The following is a 20,563-nucleotide window of genomic DNA, read 5'->3' as shown; positions in this document are numbered from 1 at the left end:
GGCCCTGTCTGGAGGGGCACCGCTGCCGTCGCCTGAGGAGAGAATTAGAAATGACCTTCGTCGTCACCGACAACTGCATCAAGTGCAAGTACACCGACTGCGTAGAAGTCTGTCCGGTGGACTGCTTCTACGAAGGCCCGAACTTCCTGGTCATTCACCCGGACGAGTGCATCGACTGTGCACTGTGCGAGCCTGAATGCCCCGCCGTCGCCATTTTCTCGGAAGACGAAGTGCCTGCCGGCATGGAGAACTTCATCGAGCTCAATGCCGAGCTGGCGGAAATCTGGCCGAACATCACCGAAAAGAAAGATTCGTTGCCAGATGCCGCCGAGTGGGATGGCAAGCCAGGCAAGATCGCCGATCTCGAGCGCTAAGCGCGGATCAACAAAAAAGGCCCTTCCAGGGCCTTTTTTCATGTTTGTTGCGGGCAAAAAAAAGGGGCGGTTTGACCCGCCCACATTTTTTCCGTAGTCCCTTTGTTCCCTTTCATCATCCTGATGAATCGCATCCTGCGATGTCCTTGGCTTTCATCCTTGAGAGCCTGTGTCAGTCCGTAGACACAGGACAAATATTAGCGCTTCCAAGATTTACCACAACAGCACAAAGCTCTCAAAAAGCTGCGGTAACCGTACTGTCACAAACAAAAAAACATATATATATCAATAGCTTAAACAAAAGCGCACACTGAAAGCGACAACGATTTACTACAGCGTACAGCCAAGGCTTACACAACGAGTAAGCGATGGCTTACATGAACTAGAACAGTACCAACATCGCCGTCGGATCGCGCCCAAACCCGAATGTTTCCAGACCGCCATCGGGAAGCCGTTCACGGGTAAACCGCTGTTCTGCAGATGCAAAAACGCCCCGACATGTCGGGGCGTTCTTCACAACGATTTCGCTGGCGTTACTGAAACAGCGACTCGCTGGACAGGCCATTCTTTTCGAGGATCTCACGCAGGCGCTTGAGGCCCTCTACCTGGATCTGCCGCACCCGTTCCCGGGTCAGGCCGATTTCCAGGCCGACATCTTCCAGCGTACTGCTTTCATGACCGCGCAGGCCGAAGCGGCGAATCACTACCTCGCGCTGCTTGTCGGTCAGCTCGCTGAGCCACTGGTCGATGCTCTGGGACAGATCGTCATCCTGAAGCAGCTCGCACGGATCAGTAGGACGGTCGTCGGTCAGGGTATCGAGCAGGGTTTTATCCGAATCCGGCCCCAGGGACACGTCCACCGACGATACCCGCTCGTTGAGCCCAAGCATGCGCTTGACCTCGCCGACCGGTTTTTCCAGCAGGGTGGCGATCTCTTCCGGGGACGGTTCGTGATCGAGCTTCTGGGTCAGTTCGCGGGCGGCGCGCAGGTAGACGTTGAGTTCCTTGACCACGTGAATGGGCAAGCGGATGGTACGGGTCTGGTTCATGATCGCACGTTCGATGGTCTGCCGAATCCACCAGGTGGCGTAGGTAGAAAAACGGAAGCCGCGTTCCGGGTCGAACTTCTCGACCGCCCGAATCAGGCCGAGGTTGCCTTCTTCGATCAGGTCGAGCAGCGAAAGCCCCCGGTTGACATAACGCCGGGCGATTTTAACCACCAGGCGCAGGTTGCTTTCGATCATGCGCTTGCGCCCGGCCGGATCACCACGTTGCGACAGGCGCGCAAAGTGCACTTCTTCTTCCGGAGAGAGCAATGGCGAGAAGCCGATTTCATTGAGGTAAAGCTGGGTTGCATCAAGTGCCCGAGTGTAGTCGATGTACTTGTGCTGTTTGAGCGTAGCGCTCTGTTTAGCCTTGGTCCGAACCGTAGGTACAGCAGGTTCGTCTGACATCACATCCGTTTCCAAAACAATGCCGGTCTCCATCAGGAGAACCTCATCGTCGATGTCAAACTCCGGCACTTCTTTACTGAGAGCCATTGTTATAGTCCTTTGCTGAGTTCGAACTCAGACTCGAGCGGCGCCTTTATCCCTGGCAGCGCTGGAGCCTGTCCCCTCTACGCGAGGAACAGGCCGGGCCTAGCAATCAACGACGTGGCAGGAATTGCAGCGGATCGACAGGTTTGCCCTGGCGGCGAATTTCAAAATGAAGCTTCACCCGGTCTGTGCCCGTGGACCCCATTTCGGCAATTGTCTGCCCTACCTTGACCTGCTGTCCCTCCCGAACCAAAAGCCTGCGGTTGTGGCCGTAGGCACTGACGTAGGTATCGTTGTGCTTGATGATTACCAACTCGCCGTAGCCCCGCAAGCCACTCCCGGCGTAGACAACTGAACCATCAGATGCAGCAAAAACAGGCTGTCCCAAATCACCGGCGATATCAATGCCTTTATTCAAACTACCGTTTGAAGCAAATTTTCCAATCAGCACGCCGTTGGCCGGCCAGGCCCAGCCGGCCGTGGAGCGCCCTGCGGGGGGCACTTGCACAGGTGCTGTGGTAGTCGCCACCGGGGCAACCGGCACGGTGTTTGGCGTGCTTGCAGGCGCGGTGGTGGGCGGCGTTATTGGTTTGCCGGAGCTGTCCAGCGGACGCTTGATGATGGTGGTCTTGCTTGAAGAAGATGGCGAGCTGGTGACCACGGTGGTGCCGACGACTGGCGCCGGGCCACTGGAGCGACCATCGAAACGGATCGCCTGGCCCGGACGAATGGTATACGGCGCAGCGATACCGTTGCGCGCGGCCAGGGCCTTGTAGTCCCAGCCATAGCGAAAGGCGATGGAGAACAGCGTGTCGCCGGGGCGCACCAGGTATTGACCGGTGGTGACCACAGGGCGTTTGGGCGCGGCGTTGTTGCGATCGACCACCCGGACGCTGTTGGAAGACGTGCTCGAGCACCCCGTCACCAGCGTACCCACGGCCAGTGCAATCAGCAGAAGCTTGAAGCTCGATGGATCCTTGCGCTGCCGAATGTTTGTGTGACCCACCCGCCGCTCCCTCTAATGGTGACCGATGTAAAAAATGCAATATTGTTGCAATTATACCCGAGCGCGCCGCAATGCGGACGTCTGGCCATTGCTAAACGTGATCTGTAACAGACTATGGTAGCCCGCCAGATAGACAGGGCAATGCCGCCGAAATTCGCCCGGGCGAAAAAAAAGCCCGGTCAGGCCAGTGGCCCGGTGAGCAACGGCACAAAACGCACGGCGCCCAGCACCCGTCGCGAGAAGCCGTGTTCTTCGCGCACGATCAGCATCAACTGCTGGGTTTCACCGGCCGGGCCCACCGGTATGACCATGCGCCCGCCCGGGGCGAGCTGGTCGAGCAGGGCCTGGGGCACCTCGGGCGCGACCGCGGTGACGATGATGCCGTTGTAAGGCGCAAGTGCCGGCCAGCCTTCGCAACCATCGCCCCAACGGAACACCACGTTGCGCAGGTTCAGCTCGATCAGGCGTTCCTTGGCGCGGTCCTGCAGGACCTTGATACGCTCGACGGAAAACACCCGTTCGACCAGTTGCGCAAGAATTGCGGTCTGGTAGCCGGAACCGGTGCCGATCTCCAGCACCTTGTCCAGGGGGCCGGCTTCGAGCAGCAGCTCGCTCATGTGCGCGACCATGAACGGCTGGGAGATGGTCTGGTTGTTGCCGATTGGCAACGCCGTGTCTTCGTAGGCACGGTGGGCCAGGGCTTCATCGACGAACAGGTGCCGAGGCGTGCGGCGCAGTACCTCGATCACCTTGGGGTTCGAGACCCCTTCCTCGATCAGGCGCTTGATCAGCCGTTCGCGGGTTCGCTCAGAGGTAAAACCGATACCGTGGCGCATCAGATCATCCTGTTCGCGCATCAGAGTAAGCCCTCCAGCCAGCCGTCGAGGCGCTCGAAGGCATCATTGAAGGTCCGGTCGAGCTGCAGCGGAGTGATCGAGACATAGCCCTGCATCACCGCGTGGAAATCGGTCCCCGGGCCGCCATCTTCGGCATCGCCGGCCACGGCGATCCAGTAGCCTTCCTTGCCCCGCGGATTGACCACCTTGGTCGGTGCCGCAGCGCGGGCGCGATGGCCCAGGCGGGTCAACTGGATGCCGCGGATGTGTTCCAGCGGAAGGTTGGGGATATTGACGTTGAGCACTGTACGAGGCGGCAGCTCGAGGCTGGCATGGGCCTCGACCAGCTTGCGGGCGAAGTAGGCGGCCGTCGGCAGGTTGTCGGGCAGGCGCGAGAGCAACGAGAAGGCAAACGAGGTACCGCCGAGAAAACGGCCCTCAAGCGCAGCAGCCACGGTGCCGGAATACAGCACGTCATCGCCAAGGTTGGCGCCCAGGTTGATCCCCGACACCACCATGTCCGGAGGGGTCGGCAGCAGGCCGTTGAGGCCCAGGTGGACGCAATCGGTCGGCGTGCCGTTGAGGCTGATAAAACCATTGGCCAGGGTTTGCGGGCACAGCGGCCGGTCGAGCGTCAGCGAACTGCTGGCGCCGCTTTTGTCCTGGTCCGGGGCGATCACCACACATTCGGCATAATCCGCCAGCGCAGCATGCAGCGCGGCGAGACCGGGTGCGGTAACCCCGTCGTCGTTCGAAATCAGAATACGCATGGGCTGTCCGTCTGCCCTGCCGGCACCAGATCAACAAGCTCGCGCACCACCACGGTGGCGAAGCATCCGGCCGGAAGGACGAATTCCAGTTGCAGGATATCAGGCTCGGGATAATGCCACGTCAGCCCGCTAATGGGCAGTCGCAGAATGCGTCGTTCGTGACTCATGCCCGCCCGCGCCAGCCATTGGCACAAGGCGCCATGCTGTTCACCGATACGTTGCTCGAGTTCACCAGCCGCGCCGCTGGCGCCGGACTGCCCCTCGCCCCATAGCGGGCCGGTGGGGTGCAGGTCGAGAATTGCCAGGCGCGGATCGGAACATTCAGCCTCACCTGCCGGAAAAAAGCTGCGGCTGTCGGTAAACGCCAGCAGGTCACCGACCTGTGCCTGCTGCCAACTGCCGTCGGCGACACGCGCGGCCAGCACCTGGTTGAACAGGTAGCTACGGGCGCTGGAGAGCAGCCGCGAACGAACGTTGCGCTGCTCAGGCAAGGCCTGGCGGTTGGCCCACTCACGGGCGTCGTGGACATTGCCGCCGTCGTGGCCAAAGCGCTGGGTGCCAAAGTAGTTAGGCACGCCCTGGCTACGGATTTGCTCAAGCCGTGCATCCAGCGCCGCACGTTCAGCCTTGAGGCCGGTGAGGCGCAAGGTGAAGCCGTTGGCCGAATGCGCGCCGCGCTGCAGCTTGCGTGAGTGGCGGGTCTGCTTGAGGATGCTCAGGGTTTGGTTTTCGGCGGCGCTCAGGTCCGGGTCGGCCTTGCCCGGCAGGTGCAGGCTGAACCACTGGCGGGTCAGCGCCTGGCGGTCCTTGAGACCGGCGTAGCTGATGCTGCGCAGCGGCACGCCGGCGGCGCGGGCCAGGCGACGGGCAGCCTCTTCGGTGTTGAGGTCACGTTTTTCGACCCACAGCCACAGGTGCTCACCGCTGCCGCTGAGGGGAATGTCGAGTACTTCATCGACCTGGAAGTCTTCGGCGCTGGCCTTGAGAATTGCGCTGCCCAGCGCTTGGCCCGCAGCACGCGGGCCGAGCAGTTCGAGTTCGCTCATCATGCTGGCAGCAACAGGGCAACGGCGTGAACCGCGATGCCTTCCTCACGCCCGGTAAAACCAAGCTTTTCGGTGGTGGTGGCCTTGACGTTGACCTGATCCAGCTCGACCTGCAGGTCCTGGGCGATCAACTGGCGCATGGTGTCGATATGCGGGGCCATCTTCGGTGCCTGGGCAACGATGGTGGCGTCGATGTTACCGACCTTCCAGCCCTTGGCCTGAACGATCTGCACCACGTGACGCAGCAGCACGCGACTGTCGGCGCCCTTGAACTGCGGATCGGTGTCGGGGAAATGCTTGCCGATATCGCCCAGCGCCGCAGCGCCAAGCAGGGCATCGCTCAGGGCATGCAAGACGACGTCGCCATCGGAATGGGCCAGCAGCCCGAACTTGTGCGCAATGCGCACCCCACCCAAGGTGATGAAATCGCCTTCCGCGAAGCGGTGCACATCGTAGCCGTGGCCAATACGCATAAAAAAACGCCCTGATTGAGTCAGGGCGTGATTCTACCTGCTTTGCCGGCGCTTGGGCTTGATTTGTAGGATCAGTTACCCGGGCCTATCAGCGCTGCGGCATGATGCCGCAAGTGGTCATCGATGAAGCTGGCAATGAAGTAGTAGCTGTGGTCATAGCCTGGTTGCAGGCGCAAGGTCAGCGGATGGCCCGCCGCCCTGGCCGCCTGCTCGAGCACCTGCGGCTTGAGCTGGTTGTCGAGAAAATCATCGCGATCGCCCTGGTCGACCAGCAGCGGCAAGCGCTCGCCAGCCTCGGCGAGCAACACGCTGGCATCCCACTCGCGCCAGCGCGCCCGGTCCTCACCCAGGTAGCGACTGAAGGCCTTCTGACCCCACGGGCAATCCATCGGGTTGCTGATCGGCGCGAACGCCGACACCGAACGGTAGTGCCCCGGGTTGCGCAAAGCGCACACCAGCGCGCCATGGCCGCCCATGGAATGACCGCTGATACCGCGCTGACTTGAGGCCGGGAAATGCGCCTCGACCAATGCCGGCAATTCCTCCACCACATAGTCGTGCATGCGGTAGTGCTGGGCCCACGGCTGCTCGGTGGCGTTGAGGTAGAACCCGGCCCCCAGGCCAAAATCCCAGGCGCCATCAGGATCAGCCGGCACCTGCGGCCCGCGCGGGCTGGTGTCGGGGGCGACGATGATCAAGCCAAGCTCGGCAGCCAGCTTGTGCGCACCGGCCTTTTGCATGAAATTCTCGTCGGTGCAGGTCAGGCCGCTCAGCCAGTACAGGACCGGCAGCTTGCCGCCCTGCTCGGCCTGTGGCGGCAGGTACACGGCAAACACCATGTCGCAGCCGAGCACCTGGGAGCGATGGCGGTAGCGTTTATGCCAGCCGCCGAAGCTCTTCTGGCAAGAGATGTTTTCCAGGCTCATGGCAGACCTCAGAAGTGGATGACGCTGCGAATGCTCTTGCCTTCGTGCATCAGGTCGAATGCCTTGTTGATGTCTTCCAGGCCCATGGTGTGGGTGATGAAGGTATCCAGCGGGATTTCGCCTTTTTCCGACATTTCCACGTAGCTTGGCAGCTCGCTGCGGCCACGCACGCCACCGAAGGCCGAACCGCGCCAGACCCGGCCAGTCACCAGCTGGAACGGACGGGTGGAAATTTCCTGGCCGGCACCGGCAACGCCGATAATCACCGACTCGCCCCAGCCCTTATGGCAGCATTCCAGCGCCGCACGCATCAGTTGCACGTTACCCACGCACTCGAACGAGAAGTCGACGCCACCATCGGTGAGATCGACGATCACCTCCTGGATCGGACGGTCGTAGTCTTTCGGGTTGACGCAGTCGGTGGCACCCAGCTGTTTGGCGATCTCGAACTTGCTCGGGTTGATGTCCACGGCAATGATCCGCGAAGCCTTGGCCTTCACCGCACCGATGATCGCCGACAGGCCAATGCCGCCCAGGCCGAAGATGGCCACGGTATCGCCCGGCTTGACCTTGGCGGTGTTGAGCACCGCGCCGATACCGGTGGTTACGCCGCAACCGAGCAGGCAGACCTTTTCCAGCGGGGCTTCTTTCTGGATCTTGGCCACGGAGATTTCCGGCAGCACGGTGTACTCGGAAAAAGTCGAGGTGCCCATGTAGTGGAACAACTGCTGGCCCTTGTAGGAGAAGCGCGTGCTGCCGTCGGGCATCAGGCCCTTGCCCTGGGTGGCGCGGATGGCCTGGCACAGGTTGGTCTTGCCGGAGCGGCAGAATTTGCACTGACCGCACTCGGGGGTGTACAGCGGGATCACATGATCACCAACGGCAACCGAGGTCACGCCCTCACCGATGGCTTCGACGATGGCGCCGCCCTCGTGGCCGAGGATCGACGGGAAGATGCCTTCCGGGTCGGCGCCCGACAGGGTGTAGGCATCGGTATGGCAGACGCCGCTGGCAACCACGCGCAGCAGCACCTCGCCGGCCTTGGGCATGGCCACGTCGACTTCGACGATCTCCAGCGGTTTCTTGGCCTCGAAGGCAACGGCGGCACGGGACTTGATCATCAATCTTCTCCAGCAAGGGTCAGTTCAGGCTTGCAGTGTAATTCATCGATATTTGATGAATAATCCAGGCAAAGACAAAACATTATTGCCACACAGGGATAATCAATGAGCAATCTGTGGGAGGGTATCGACGAATTCGTGGCCGTCGCCGAAGCCGGGCAGTTCACCGCCGCCGCCGAACGCCTCGGGGTGTCGTCGTCCCACGTCAGCCGGCAGATCGCCCGCCTGGAAGAACGCCTGCAAACCCGCTTGCTGTACCGCAGCACCCGGCGGGTGACCCTGAGCGAAGCCGGGCAGACCTTCCTGCAGCATTGCCAACGCCTGCAGGACGGCCGCGAAGAAGCCCTGCGCGCCATGGGCGACCTGACCAGCGAGCCCAAAGGGCTGCTGCGCATGACGTGCGCCGTGGCCTACGGTGAGCGCTTCATCGTGCCGCTGGTGACGCGCTTCATGGCCGCCTATCCGCAACTACGGGTGGACATCGAACTGAGCAACCGCCCGCTGGACCTGGTGCATGAGGGCATGGACCTGGCCATTCGCCTGGGCCGTTTGCAGGACTCGCGGCTGGTGGCCACGCGCCTGGCGCCGCGGCGCATGTACCTGTGCGCGTCACCTGCGTATCTGGAACGCTACGGCCGCCCGCACAGCCTGTCGGAGCTGGCGCGGCACAACTGCCTGATCGGCAGCGCCGACAACTGGGCGCTGCAACTGGACGGGCGGGAGATCGGCCAACGGGTTCACGGCAACTGGCGCTGCAACAGCGGCCAGGCAGTGCTGGACGCGGCGCTGCAAGGGATGGGCTTGTGCCAGTTGCCGGACTACTACGTGCTTGAACACCTCAAAACCGGCGCGCTGGTGTCACTGCTGGAAGCGCATCAACCGCCCAATACCGCGGTGTGGGCGCTGTATCCGCAACAGCGGCATTTATCGCCGAAGGTGCGCAAGCTGGTGGATTATCTGCGCGAGGGATTGGCGGGGTTGCCTGAGTATCGAGGTGCCTGAAAAGCATCGCGGGGCAAGCCCGCTCCTACTGTAGGAGCGGGCTTGCCCCGCGAAGAGTGCTCAACCTCGCTTGGCCCAGCGCTGGCGCAGCCACTCGAGGTCTTCGGGGCGGGTGACCTTGATGTTGTCGCTGCGCCCTTCGATCAGGCGCGGCGCCTGCCCGGCCCATTCGATGGCCGATGACTCGTCGGTAATCGCCACGTCGGCCACCAGGCTGTCGGCCAGGGCCCGGTGCAAGGCACCGAGACGGAACATCTGTGGCGTGTAGGCCTGCCACACGGTACTGCGGTCGATTGTGCTGCTGACCCGGCCGTGGGCATCGGCGCGCTTGAGGGTATCGCGCGCCGGTACCGCCAGCAGTCCACCCACCGGGTCATCGGCAAGCTCTGCGAGCAAGCGGTCGAGGTCGCTGCGGGCCAGGTTCGGCCGCGCGGCGTCGTGCACCAGCACCCAGTCGCTGTCCGCCGCGCCCTGGGCGTGCAGCAGCAACAAGGCGTTGAGCACCGAATCGGCACGTTCCTGGCCGCCTTCGGCACGCTGGATACGGGGATCGCTGGCGCAGCGCAAACCGGGCCAGTAGGGATCGTCAGCGGCAACGCTGACCACCACCCCTTTGACGCAGGGATGGTCAAGAAAACAGTCGAGGCTATGCTCGAGAATGGTCTGCCCGCCCAGCTGCAGGTACTGCTTGGGACGGTCGGCAGCCATGCGGGCACCAACACCCGCGGCGGGAATCACGGCCCAGAAGGCCGGCAAGGTCGGGTTCATTGGGCAAGCTGGTAGAGGGTTTCGCCCTCCTTGACCATACCCAGTTCGTGGCGAGCCCGTTCTTCGACGGTTTCCATACCTTTCTTCAACTCCAGTACCTCGGCATCAAGCACACGGTTACGCTCCAGCAAACGCTCGTTTTCAGCGTGCTGGTCAGCGATCTGTTGCTTGAGTTCGGTGACCTGGGCCAGGCTGCCATTGCCCACCCACAGACGATACTGCAGGCCACCGAGCAGCAGGAGCAAGACGAGGAACAACCAATAAGGACTGCGCATCAGGGTATCCAGTGGAAAAGACCGCCACATCTGCAGGTCGCTGATGGCACGAAGCCTGGCCGAAGCCAGGCTTTGTGTTCAGACACCTGCAGCAAGGGCTTCTGAACGATCAGTATGACCGTTCAGCGCCGCTTTGCTGCGGTCTTTTTACCATCTCTTGCTTAGCCGCGAAACTCGGCACGGCCACGGTACACAGCCTTGCTGCCCAGTTGCTCTTCGATACGCAGCAATTGGTTGTACTTGGAGACGCGGTCGGAACGGCACAGCGAACCGGTCTTGATCTGGCCGGCAGCGGTACCCACGGCCAGGTCGGCAATGGTCGAGTCTTCGGTTTCGCCCGAACGGTGCGAGATTACCGCGGTGTAACCGGCAGCCTTGGCCATCTGGATGGCTTCCAGGGTTTCGGTCAGCGAGCCGATCTGGTTGAACTTGATCAGGATCGAGTTGGCGATGCTCTTGTCGATGCCTTCTTTCAAGATCTTGGTGTTGGTCACGAACAGGTCGTCACCGACCAGTTGCACCTTGGCGCCGATCTTGTCGGTGAGGATCTTCCAGCCAGCCCAGTCGGACTCGTCCAGGCCGTCTTCGATCGAGATGATCGGGAAGCGCTCGGTCAAGCCTTTGAGGTAGTCGGCAAAACCTTCGGCGTCGAACGACTTGCCTTCGCCGGACAGGTTGTACTTGCCATCTTCGTAGAACTCGCTGGCCGCGCAGTCCAGGGCCAGGGTGACGTCGGTGCCCAGCTTGTAACCGGCGTTGGCGATGGCTTCGGCGATGGCCGACAGCGCGTCTTCGTTGGATGCCAGGTTAGGCGCGAAACCACCTTCGTCACCGACAGCAGTGTTCAGGCCACGGGCCTTCAGCACAGCCTTGAGGTGATGGAAAATCTCGGTGCCCATGCGCAGCGCATCGGAGAAGGTCTTGGCGCCAACCGGCTGAACCATGAACTCCTGGATGTCGACGTTGTTGTCGGCGTGCTCGCCGCCGTTGATGATGTTCATCATCGGAACCGGCATCGAGTACTGGCCTGGGGTGCCGTTGAGGTTGGCGATGTGCGCGTACAGCGGCAGGTCCTGGTCCTGGGCAGCGGCCTTGGCGGCAGCCAGGGACACGGCGAGGATGGCGTTGGCGCCCAGCTTGGCCTTGTTCTCGGTACCGTCCAGTTCGATCATGGCGCGGTCGAGGGCTTTCTGGTCAACCGGGTCCTTGCCCAGCAGCAGGTCGCGGATCGGGCCGTTGATGTTGGCAACTGCCTTGAGTACGCCCTTGCCCATGTAACGGCTCTTGTCGCCATCACGCAGCTCCAGCGCTTCGCGCGAGCCAGTGGAAGCACCGGACGGCGCGCAGGCGCTGCCGATGATGCCGTTGTCGAGCAGCACGTCCGCTTCTACGGTAGGGTTACCACGCGAATCGAGAACTTCACGACCTTTGATGTCGACGATTTTTGCCATTGTTGTAAGCACTCCAGAATTGACGAAAACAACGCAGCTGAGAAAAATCTTGCCGCTCGCCGGGCAATTTGAAACAGGCAGGCCCGGCGAAAGCAGACCCCTGACCCGAGGGTCAGAGGTTGAACGGGGGGTACTTTACCGGAGAATCGAGGATTACGCGGTTTCTACCGTCGGAAAACTCTTCACCAGGTCATCAAGTTGCTTGAGCTGGGCCAGGAAAGGCTCCAGTTTGTCCAGGCGCAGGGCGCAAGGACCGTCACACTTGGCGTTGTCCGGATCCGGATGCGCCTCGAGGAACAGGCCAGCCAGGCCCTGGCTCAGGCCTGCCTTGGCCAGGTCGGTGACCTGGGCGCGGCGACCACCGGCGGAATCGGCGCGACCACCCGGCATCTGCAGGGAGTGGGTGACGTCGAAGAACACCGGGTACTCGAACTGCTTCATGATGCCGAAGCCGAGCATGTCCACCACCAGGTTGTTGTAACCGAAGCTTGAACCACGCTCGCAGAGGATCAATTGATCGTTACCGGCCTCTTCGCACTTGGTCAGGATGTGTTTCATTTCCTGGGGTGCGAGGAACTGGGCTTTCTTGATGTTGATCACCGCGCCGGTCTTGGCCATGGCCACCACCAGGTCGGTCTGGCGCGAGAGGAAGGCCGGCAACTGGATGATGTCGCAGACCTTGGCCACCGCAGCAGCCTGTTCTGGCTCGTGCACGTCGGTGATGACCGGCACGTTGAAGGTCTTCTTGATCTCTTCGAAGATCTTCATCCCCTCTTCCAGGCCAGGGCCACGGTAGGAGTTGATCGACGAACGGTTAGCCTTGTCGAAGCTGGCCTTGAACACGTAAGGGATACCGAGTTTCTCGGTAACCCGCACGTACTCTTCACAGACCTTCATGGCCAGGTCACGGGATTCCAGCACGTTCATGCCGCCGAACAGGACGAACGGCTTGTCGTTGGCGATCTCGATGTTACCGACGCGAATGATCTTCTGGGTCATGAATCAGGCCTTGTTCTTTTGAGCCAGTGCCGCCTTGACGAAGCCGCTGAACAGCGGATGGCCGTCACGCGGGGTCGAGGTGAACTCCGGGTGGAACTGGCAAGCGACGAACCATGGATGATCCTGGGACTCGACCACTTCAACCAGCGCGCCGTCACCGGAACGACCGGAGACTTTCAGGCCGGCTTCGACCAGTTGTGGCAGCAGGTTGTTGTTTACTTCGTAGCGATGACGATGACGCTCGACGATCACGTCCTTGGCGTAGCAGTCGTGAACCTTGGAGCCGCTTGCCAGCTGGCATTCCTGGGCGCCCAGACGCATGGTGCCGCCCAGGTCCGAGGCTTCGGTACGGGTTTCGACTGCGCCGGTGGCATCTTCCCACTCGGTGATCAGGCCGACGACCGGGTGACCGCTGTTGCGATCGAACTCGGTGGAGTTGGCGTCTTTCCAGCCCATGACGTTACGGGCGAATTCGATGACCGCCACCTGCATGCCCAGGCAGATACCCAGGTACGGGACCTTGTTCTCGCGAGCATATTGCACGGCAGTGATCTTGCCTTCGACGCCACGCAGGCCGAAACCGCCTGGAACCAGGATCGCATCGGCGCCTTCGAGCAGGCTGGTGCCCTGGTTCTCGATGTCTTCGGAGTCGATGTAGCGCAGGTTGACCTTGGTGCGGTTCTGGATGCCGGCATGGCTCATCGCTTCGATCAGCGACTTGTAGGCGTCCAGCAGCTCCATGTACTTGCCGACCATGGCGATGGTGACTTCGTGCTCGGGGTTGAGCTTGGCGTCGACGACCTTTTCCCACTCGGACAGGTCGGCACCGTTGCATTGCAGGCCGAAACGCTCGACGACGAAGTCATCCAGGCCCTGGGCGTGCAGTACGGCCGGGATCTTGTAGATGGTGTCGACGTCTTCCAGGGAAATCACCGCACGCTCTTCGACGTTGGTGAACAGGGCGATCTTGCGGCGCGAGGAGACATCCACCGGATGGTCGGAGCGGCAGATCAGCACGTCTGGCTGCAGGCCGATGGAGCGCAGCTCCTTGACCGAGTGCTGGGTTGGCTTGGTCTTGGTCTCGCCAGCGGTGGCGATGTACGGCACCAGGGTCAGGTGCATCAGCATGGCGCGCTTGGAGCCCACTTCGACGCGCAGCTGACGGATAGCCTCGAGGAACGGTTGCGACTCGATGTCACCCACGGTACCGCCGATTTCCACCAGGGCCACGTCGGCGTCGCCGGCACCCTTGATGATGCGGCGCTTGATCTCGTCGGTGATGTGCGGAATGACCTGGATGGTCGCGCCCAGGTAATCACCACGGCGCTCTTTGCGCAGCACGTGCTCGTAGATACGGCCGGTGGTGAAGTTGTTGTTCTGGGTCATGGTCGTGCGGATGAACCGCTCGTAGTGGCCCAGGTCCAGGTCGGTCTCGGCGCCGTCATGGGTGACGAACACTTCACCGTGCTGGAACGGGCTCATGGTGCCCGGGTCGACGTTGATGTACGGGTCCAGCTTGAGCATGGTGACCTTGAGCCCCCGCGCCTCCAGGATGGCCGCCAATGAAGCCGAGGCAATGCCTTTCCCCAATGAAGAAACAACACCGCCCGTGACGAATATGTAGCGCGTCATGAAAAACCCTAGAAGTCTGCGTTAAAGCGGTCAGTGCCGCCGGGGAAAGCGAAGGAAGGCCGAAGCCCCCGATCACCTGCGTCAATCACAGTGCATCTTAAAAAACTGCCGCGTCTGGTCACACCGGGGGTTGGATACCCGGTTAGGAGCTCGCTAAACATTTTTAGAATCGCCCAGCAAAAAACTGCTTGGTAATCGGCAACTGCTGTGATTTCGGGGAAGCCACAGAAGCTGTATCAAGAAGGGAGCGTAGTCTACCCGAATGTGCCTTTCATCTCAAACCTTGCTCGCTCGTCGGCGCATGCCAATGCAATTGCCAGTCGCCCTGGCTCAGCCCCGGCAGGTTGGCGACCGCCAGCAATTGCCCGGCGCAATACAGCAACGGCAGGCGCGAACGGGCGAATGACGGCAGTTGCGCCTCGTTGAGCAGGCGTTTCAAGTCGCGCTGGCCGCGGCCGGCAATTGTCAGGGTTTCGCCGCCCTGGCGGTAGGCAATGTGCAAGGGGCCCTGCGGCAACGTGCCGCTGAGGCTGACACTGCCGTTGTGGCTCAAGGTCAGTGCTTTGTGCGGGTCAGCCCAGACCTGCCGGCCACCTGCAGGCATCAACCAGTCACCGGCCAGCCACCAGATACGGCCAGCGGCGCGGTGCAATTGGCCGTCGGTCAGTTGCCACAGTGGCCGTCCGTCGGATGCCGCATCGCGCAGCGCCTCCCAGCCTGCCCAGTGGCGGCTGTCGGGCAAGCGCGTGCGCGGCGCCAGCCAATATTGCAGGGCGTTGCGCTGGCGCGCCGGGGATAGCTCGCGCAGCACCTCGAGGTCGAGCGAGTCCAGGCCAAGCCAGTCGAACGCTGCCGGGGTCGCGGCCCGGGCCAGGTCGTCCTGCGCCAGTTCATCGAGCAGGCCCTGGGCTTCGCTCAAGTGCTCGGCGCTGCGCGCGAGGTTTTGCGCGGCCTGCGGCCAGCGCTGCAGCAGTGCCGGGAACACCTGGTGGCGCAGGTAGTTGCGCGAGAATTGCGTATCGGTGTTGGACGGGTCTTCGATCCAGCTCAACTGCTGAGCCTTGGCGTACGCCTGCAGGTCGTTACGCGAAACACCCAGCAAAGGCCGCAGCAGCAGGCCCTGCCCTAGCGGCCGCTGCCCGGGCATGGCGCCCAGGCCGCGCAGGCCGGCGCCGCGCAACAGGCGAAACAGCAAGGTTTCGGCCTGGTCTTCGCGGTGCTGGCCGGTCAACAGGATTTCGCCGGGATGCAAGGCAGCGGTAAAGGCGGCGTAACGCGCGTCACGGGCGCCCTGCTCAATGCTGGCGCCGGGAGCGACCTTGACCCGGATGATCTGCAGTTCAACGCCCAGGGCGTCGCACAGGCGCTGACAATGCGCCGGCCAGGCGTCGGCCGCAGCCTGCAGGCCGTGGTGGATGTGAATCGCGCGGATGGGCGGTATTGGCTGCTGGCGGGACAGGCTTGCCAGCAGGTGCAGGAGGACACTGGAATCCAGGCCGCCGGAGAGGGCGATGCACCAGGAGGGGGCGGTGAGCCAGGGGGACAGCTTGGTGTGAAGATCAATCATCAGCGTCGACCCGGTGGCGAGCGCTTTGCGCTCGATCGCGGGTCAAGCCCGCTCCCACAGTTTGCCTGGAGCCCTGTGGGAGCGGGCTTGATCCGCGATTGTCAGATCAGAGCCCGTAGCTCATCAGACGGTCATAGCGGCGCTTGAGCAGCGCGTCGTTGTCGAACTTCTTGAGCATGTCCAGTTGCTCGATCAGCTCGCCGCGAACGGTGGCGGACATTTTTGCCGGATCACGGTGCGCGCCGCCCAGAGGCTCGGCGATAACCTTGTCGACGATGCCCAGGCCTTTCAGGCGCTCGGCGGTGATGCCCATGGCTTCGGCTGCGTCGGAGGCCTTTTCGGCGGTCTTCCACAGGATCGAGGCGCAACCTTCCGGCGAGATCACCGAGTAAGTCGAATACTGCAGCATGTTCAGCTGGTCGCAGACACCGATGGCCAGCGCACCGCCGGAACCACCTTCACCGATTACGGTGGCGATGATCGGGGTTTTCAGGCGGGCCATGACCCGCAGGTTCCAGGCAATGGCTTCGCTCTGGTTGCGCTCTTCGGCGTCGATGCCAGGGTAAGCGCCCGGGGTATCGATGAAGGTCAGGATCGGCATCTTGAAACGCTCGGCCATTTCCATCAGGCGGCAAGCCTTGCGGTAGCCTTCCGGGCGCGGCATGCCGAAGTTGCGGCGAACCTTTTCGCGCACTTCACGGCCTTTCTGATGACCGATGACCATCACCGGCTTGTCGTCCAGGCGGGCGATACCACCGACAATCGCGGCGTCGTCGGAGAAGTGACGGTCACCGTGCAGCTCGTCGAACTCGGTGAAGATGTGCTCGATGTAGTCCAGGGTGTACGGACGGCGCGGGTGACGGGCCAGGCGGGCGATCTGCCAGCTGGTCAGGTTGCCGAAAATGCTTTCGGTCAGGGTGCTGCTCTTGTCTTGCAGACGGGCGATCTCATCGCCGATGTTCAGCGAGTTGTCATTGCCAACCAGGCGCAGCTCTTCGATCTTGGCTTGCAGGTCAGCAATCGGCTGTTCGAAATCCAGAAAATTCGGGTTCATAGGCATCCGTCTTGGGTCTACGGCCAGGCGGCCGGCCGGTTGATCCGTTTGGCGCCCTACCTTAAGGGATCAGGCGCATTCAGGTCGAGATTAAAAATTCATCGATATTGCAAAAAGACGTTCTCACGTCCGAACTGGTCACGCAGGGCCTGAATCAAGCCATCGGCCGGGTCGATGCGCCAGCTTTCGCCGAACTGCAGCATGGCCTTGGCATCGCTGCCGGTGTATTCCATGGTGATCGGGCAGGCGCCGCGATGGCGCTTGAACAGCTCGCCCAGCCAGTTCAGCCGGTCGCCCTTGAGGGCATCGGCGTGCACTTTAAGGCGCAGGCTTTCGGCCAGGTTGGTGCGGGCATCTTCCATGCTCATCACGCGCTTGACCCGCAGGCGCAGGCCGCCGGAGAAGTCATCGTTGCTGACCTCGCCTTCAACCACCACCATAGCATCGGTCTGCAGCAGCGCCTGGTTGGCCATGAAGGCATCGGCAAACAGCGAGGCCTCGATGCGCCCGGAGCGGTCGTCGAGGGTGACAAAGCCCATCTTGTCGCCCTTCTTGTTCTTCATCACGCGCAGGGCAATGATCATCCCGGCGACGGTCTGAGTGTCGCGCGCAGGCTTGAGGTCAATGATGCGCTGGCGGGCAAAACGGCGGATCTCGCCTTCGTACTCGTCGATCGGGTGACCGGTCAGGTACAGGCCCAGGGTGTCTTTTTCACCACGCAGGCGCTCCTTGAGGGTCAGCTCGCGGGCCTTGCGGTGGTTGGCATAAACGTCGGCATCCTCTTCGACGAACAACCCGCCGAACAGGTCGGCGTGACCACTGTCGGCGGTGCGCGCGGTTTGCTCGGCCGCCTTGATCGCCTCTTCCATCGCCGCCAGCAGCACTGCGCGGTTGCGGTCGATGTTGGCCTGGTAGGCCTTGAGCTCGTCATGGAAGTACGGGCCCAGGCGGTCCAGCGCGCCACTGCGGATCAAGGCATCGAGGGTGCGCTTGTTGATGCGCTTGAGGTCGACCCGCTCGCAGAAGTCGAACAGGTCCTTGAACGGGCCGCCGGCGCGGGCTTCGACGATGGCCTCAACCGGCCCCTCGCCCACGCCCTTGATCGCCCCCAGGCCATAGACGATGCGGCCATCGTCGTTGACCGTGAACTTGAAGTCGGAGGTGTTCACGTCCGGCGCATCGAGGCGCAGCTTCATGCTGCGCACCTCCTCGATCAAGGTCACGACCTTGTCGGTGTTGTGCATATCCGCCGACAGCACCGCGGCCATGAACGGCGCCGGGTAGTGGGTCTTGAGCCAGGCAGTCTGGTACGAGACCAGGCCGTAGGCGGCGGAGTGGGATTTGTTGAAGCCGTAGCCGGCGAATTTCTCTACCAGGTCGAAGATGTTGCCGGCGAGGTCCGGATCAATGTTGTTGCTGGCGCAACCTTCAATGAAACCGCCGCGCTGCTTGGCCATTTCCTCGGGCTTTTTCTTACCCATGGCCCGGCGCAGCATGTCCGCACCACCGAGGGTGTAACCGGCCATGACCTGGGCAATCTGCATCACCTGTTCCTGGTACAGGATGATGCCGTAGGTCGGTGCCAGAACGGGTTTCAGGCCTTCGTACTGGTAATCGGAGTGCGGGTAGGCAAGTTCCGCGCGACCGTGCTTGCGGTTGATGAAGTCGTCAACCATGCCCGATTGCAGCGGGCCGGGACGGAACAGCGCCACCAGTGCGATGAGGTCTTCCAGGCAGTCGGGCTTGAGCTTCTTGATCAGCTCCTTCATGCCCCGCGATTCAAGCTGGAACACCGCCGTGGTTTCGGCCTTTTGCAGCAGGTCGTAGGTCTTCTTGTCATCCAGCGGGATGAAGTCGATGTTCAGGTCATCCAGGCCTTTCTTGGCCTGTTCGCGGTTGATGGTTTCCATCGCCCACTTGATGATCGTCAGGGTACGCAGGCCGAGGAAGTCGAACTTCACCAGGCCTGCGGCCTCGACGTCATCCTTGTCGAACTGGGTGACCAGGCCGCCGCCCTCTTCATCACAGGCAATCGGCGAGAAATCGGTAAGCTTGGTCGGCGCGATAACCACGCCACCGGCGTGTTTACCGGTACCCCGGCAGACGCCCTCGAGCTTGAGGGCCATGTCCCAGATTTCCTTGGCGTCTTCATCGTTCTTGAGGAAATCGCGCAGGATCTCTTCCTGCTCGTAGGCTTTTTCCAGGGTCATGCCGACTTCGAAGGGGATCATCTTCGACAGGCGGTCAGCCAGGCCGTAGGACTTGCCCTGGACCCGCGCCACGTCGCGCACCACCGCCTTCGCCGCCATGGTGCCGAAGGTGATGATCTGGCTCACGGCATTGCGCCCGTAGGCGTCAGCCACGTATTCGATTACCCGGTCGCGGCCATCCATGCAGAAGTCGACGTCGAAGTCGGGCATCGATACCCGTTCCGGGTTGAGGAAACGTTCGAACAGCAGATCATAGGCCAGCGGGTCGAGGTCGGTAATCTTCAGTACGTAGGCAACCAGCGAACCGGCACCCGAACCCCGGCCCGGGCCAACCGGCACGCCGTTGTTCTTGGCCCACTTGATGAAGTCCATAACGATCAGGAAGTAACCGGGGAAGCCCATCTGGATGATGATATCCAGCTCGAACTTCAGCCGGTCCAGATAGACCTGGCGCTTTTCTTGGTAATTCGGCGTGGTCTCTTTCGGCCACAACACCGCCAGACGCTCTTCCAGGCCCTCGTGGGAAACGTGGCGCAGGTAGTCGTCGATACCCATGCCGTTGGGCGTAGGAAAATCCGGCAGAAAGTGCTTACCCAACTGCACCTGGATGTTGCAGCGCTTGGCGATCTCGACGGTGTTGGCAATCGCTTCGGGCAGGTCGCTGAACAGCTCGGCCATTTCTTCCGGGCTTTTCAGGTACTGCTGGTCGCTGTAGTTGCGCGAACGGCGCGGGTCATCCAGCGCCCGGCCTTCACCGATGCACACGCGGGTTTCGTGGGCGTCGTAGTCGGACTGCTTGATAAAGCGCACATCGTTGGTGGCTACCAGCGGCGCGTCGAGCTTGTCGGCCAGGGCCACGGCGGCGTGCAGGTATTCTTCGTCACCGGCGCGGTTGGTGCGCTGCACTTCGACGTAGAAGCGCTCGGGGAACATCTGCATCCAGTCGCGCAGCAAGGCTTCGGCTTCGTCCGGGTTGCCATTGAGCAAGGCCATGCCGATGTCGCCTTCCTTGGCCGCGGACAGGGCGATCACGCCCTCGCTGGCTTCGGCGATCCACTGGCGCTCAATGATCACCAGGCCATTGCGCTGACCATCGACCCAGCCACGGGAAATCAACTCGGTGAGGTTGCGGTAGCCCTTGGCATCCATGGCCAGCAGGCAGATACGCGACAGCGGCGCATCCGGGTCGCTGTTGGCCAGCCACAGGTCGGCGCCGCAGATCGGCTTGATCCCGGCGCCCATGGCGTTCTTGTAGAACTTGACCAGCGAGCACATGTTGCTCTGGTCGGTAACCGCGACCGCCGGCATGTTCATCGCCGCCAATGCCTTGGCCAGCGGCTTGATCCGCACCAGGCCATCGACCAGCGAGTATTCGGTGTGCAGGCGAAGATGAACGAAAGAAGCCGACATGATGATCCTATAGCAGCACAAAACAACAAGGCCCGGATTGTACCGGGCCCTGATCAAAACAACAGCCAGTGCGGGGCGATCCTGACTACTGACGCCTGCCGCGCC

18 protein-coding genes are annotated in these 20,563 nt (G+C 61.9%); 2 read left to right on the top strand and 16 right to left on the bottom strand.

Features of this window, described 5'->3' with window-relative positions; genetic code table 11:
* Positions 1–50: 50 nt before the first annotated feature.
* On the top strand, positions 51–374 hold the full coding sequence (fdxA, locus tag LOY54_RS06065; RefSeq protein ID WP_010224804.1) for a ferredoxin FdxA: 324 nt from the start codon (positions 51–53) through the stop codon (positions 372–374).
* Between the two features lie 533 nt (positions 375–907).
* Here fdxA and rpoS read toward each other — a convergent pair.
* The 8 genes from rpoS to LOY54_RS06025 all read right to left on the bottom strand — a co-directional run bounded on the left by rpoS (position 908) and on the right by LOY54_RS06025 (position 8,090).
* Positions 908–1,915, bottom strand: coding sequence for an RNA polymerase sigma factor RpoS (gene rpoS / locus LOY54_RS06060; RefSeq protein WP_045193601.1), 1,008 nt, complete (start codon positions 1,913–1,915; stop codon positions 908–910).
* Positions 1,916–2,021: 106 nt separating this feature from the next.
* Positions 2,022–2,918 carry a peptidoglycan DD-metalloendopeptidase family protein gene (locus LOY54_RS06055; protein ID WP_258609819.1) on the bottom strand — a complete coding sequence of 299 codons (897 nt, stop codon included), beginning with the start codon at positions 2,916–2,918 and terminating at the stop codon, positions 2,022–2,024.
* Positions 2,919–3,097: 179 nt separating this feature from the next.
* Positions 3,098–3,775 (bottom strand): protein-L-isoaspartate(D-aspartate) O-methyltransferase, encoded by a 678-nt coding sequence (locus tag LOY54_RS06050; RefSeq protein ID WP_045193603.1) that lies wholly within the window; start codon positions 3,773–3,775, stop codon positions 3,098–3,100.
* On the bottom strand, positions 3,775–4,524 hold the full coding sequence (gene surE, locus LOY54_RS06045; protein WP_093386651.1) for a 5'/3'-nucleotidase SurE: 750 nt from the start codon (positions 4,522–4,524) through the stop codon (positions 3,775–3,777). The genes LOY54_RS06050 and surE overlap by 1 nt, the downstream gene beginning before the upstream one ends.
* Positions 4,512–5,570 (bottom strand): tRNA pseudouridine(13) synthase TruD, encoded by a 1,059-nt coding sequence (truD, locus tag LOY54_RS06040; RefSeq protein WP_195885832.1) that lies wholly within the window; start codon positions 5,568–5,570, stop codon positions 4,512–4,514. Before truD ends, surE begins: the two co-directional genes overlap by 13 nt.
* On the bottom strand, positions 5,570–6,043 hold the full coding sequence (ispF, locus tag LOY54_RS06035; RefSeq protein ID WP_045193605.1) for a 2-C-methyl-D-erythritol 2,4-cyclodiphosphate synthase: 474 nt from the start codon (positions 6,041–6,043) through the stop codon (positions 5,570–5,572). The genes truD and ispF overlap by 1 nt, the downstream gene beginning before the upstream one ends.
* Positions 6,044–6,114: 71 nt before the next feature.
* Positions 6,115–6,969, bottom strand: coding sequence for an S-formylglutathione hydrolase (gene fghA, locus LOY54_RS06030; RefSeq protein ID WP_258609817.1), 855 nt, complete (start codon positions 6,967–6,969; stop codon positions 6,115–6,117).
* An 8-nt stretch (positions 6,970–6,977) separates the two neighbouring features.
* The gene (locus LOY54_RS06025; protein WP_045193608.1) at positions 6,978–8,090 is read right to left on the bottom strand and encodes an S-(hydroxymethyl)glutathione dehydrogenase/class III alcohol dehydrogenase; all 1,113 of its coding nucleotides are present in this window, start codon (positions 8,088–8,090) and stop codon (positions 6,978–6,980) included.
* Positions 8,091–8,195: 105 nt separating this feature from the next.
* Here LOY54_RS06025 and LOY54_RS06020 point away from each other — a divergent pair, with 105 nt between their 5' ends.
* Complete coding sequence (locus LOY54_RS06020) at positions 8,196–9,092, top strand: LysR substrate-binding domain-containing protein (protein ID WP_258609814.1); 897 nt, start codon at positions 8,196–8,198, stop codon at positions 9,090–9,092.
* A 60-nt stretch (positions 9,093–9,152) separates the two neighbouring features.
* Here the strand turns inward: LOY54_RS06020 and ispD are convergent, their stop codons facing one another.
* From ispD to dnaE, 8 genes are all read right to left on the bottom strand, one after another.
* Entirely contained in the window at positions 9,153–9,860 is a 708-nt protein-coding gene (ispD, locus tag LOY54_RS06015; protein WP_093386661.1) for a 2-C-methyl-D-erythritol 4-phosphate cytidylyltransferase, read from the bottom strand.
* The gene (gene ftsB, locus LOY54_RS06010) at positions 9,857–10,135 is read right to left on the bottom strand and encodes a cell division protein FtsB (protein WP_038996723.1); all 279 of its coding nucleotides are present in this window, start codon (positions 10,133–10,135) and stop codon (positions 9,857–9,859) included. Before ftsB ends, ispD begins: the two co-directional genes overlap by 4 nt.
* Positions 10,136–10,296: 161 nt before the next feature.
* On the bottom strand, positions 10,297–11,586 hold the full coding sequence (gene eno, locus LOY54_RS06005) for a phosphopyruvate hydratase (protein ID WP_045193612.1): 1,290 nt from the start codon (positions 11,584–11,586) through the stop codon (positions 10,297–10,299).
* A gap of 153 nt (positions 11,587–11,739) precedes the next feature.
* Complete coding sequence (kdsA, locus tag LOY54_RS06000) at positions 11,740–12,585, bottom strand: 3-deoxy-8-phosphooctulonate synthase (RefSeq protein ID WP_045193613.1); 846 nt, start codon at positions 12,583–12,585, stop codon at positions 11,740–11,742.
* 3 nt (positions 12,586–12,588) lie between these two features.
* Positions 12,589–14,217 carry a CTP synthase gene (locus LOY54_RS05995; RefSeq protein ID WP_038996727.1) on the bottom strand — a complete coding sequence of 543 codons (1,629 nt, stop codon included), beginning with the start codon at positions 14,215–14,217 and terminating at the stop codon, positions 12,589–12,591.
* 271 nt (positions 14,218–14,488) lie between these two features.
* The gene (gene tilS / locus LOY54_RS05990; RefSeq protein ID WP_258609812.1) at positions 14,489–15,784 is read right to left on the bottom strand and encodes a tRNA lysidine(34) synthetase TilS; all 1,296 of its coding nucleotides are present in this window, start codon (positions 15,782–15,784) and stop codon (positions 14,489–14,491) included.
* A gap of 106 nt (positions 15,785–15,890) precedes the next feature.
* Positions 15,891–16,838 carry an acetyl-CoA carboxylase carboxyltransferase subunit alpha gene (locus LOY54_RS05985; protein WP_045193615.1) on the bottom strand — a complete coding sequence of 316 codons (948 nt, stop codon included), beginning with the start codon at positions 16,836–16,838 and terminating at the stop codon, positions 15,891–15,893.
* Between the two features lie 98 nt (positions 16,839–16,936).
* Positions 16,937–20,458 carry a DNA polymerase III subunit alpha gene (dnaE, locus tag LOY54_RS05980; RefSeq protein WP_258609810.1) on the bottom strand — a complete coding sequence of 1,174 codons (3,522 nt, stop codon included), beginning with the start codon at positions 20,456–20,458 and terminating at the stop codon, positions 16,937–16,939.
* Between the last annotated feature and the right edge of the window lie 105 nt (positions 20,459–20,563).

Origin of the sequence: Pseudomonas sp. B21-032 (assembly GCF_024748965.1) — a bacterium.
GTDB lineage: Bacteria > Pseudomonadota > Gammaproteobacteria > Pseudomonadales > Pseudomonadaceae > Aquipseudomonas.
This window is presented reverse-complemented; position numbering and strand designations above follow the sequence as displayed.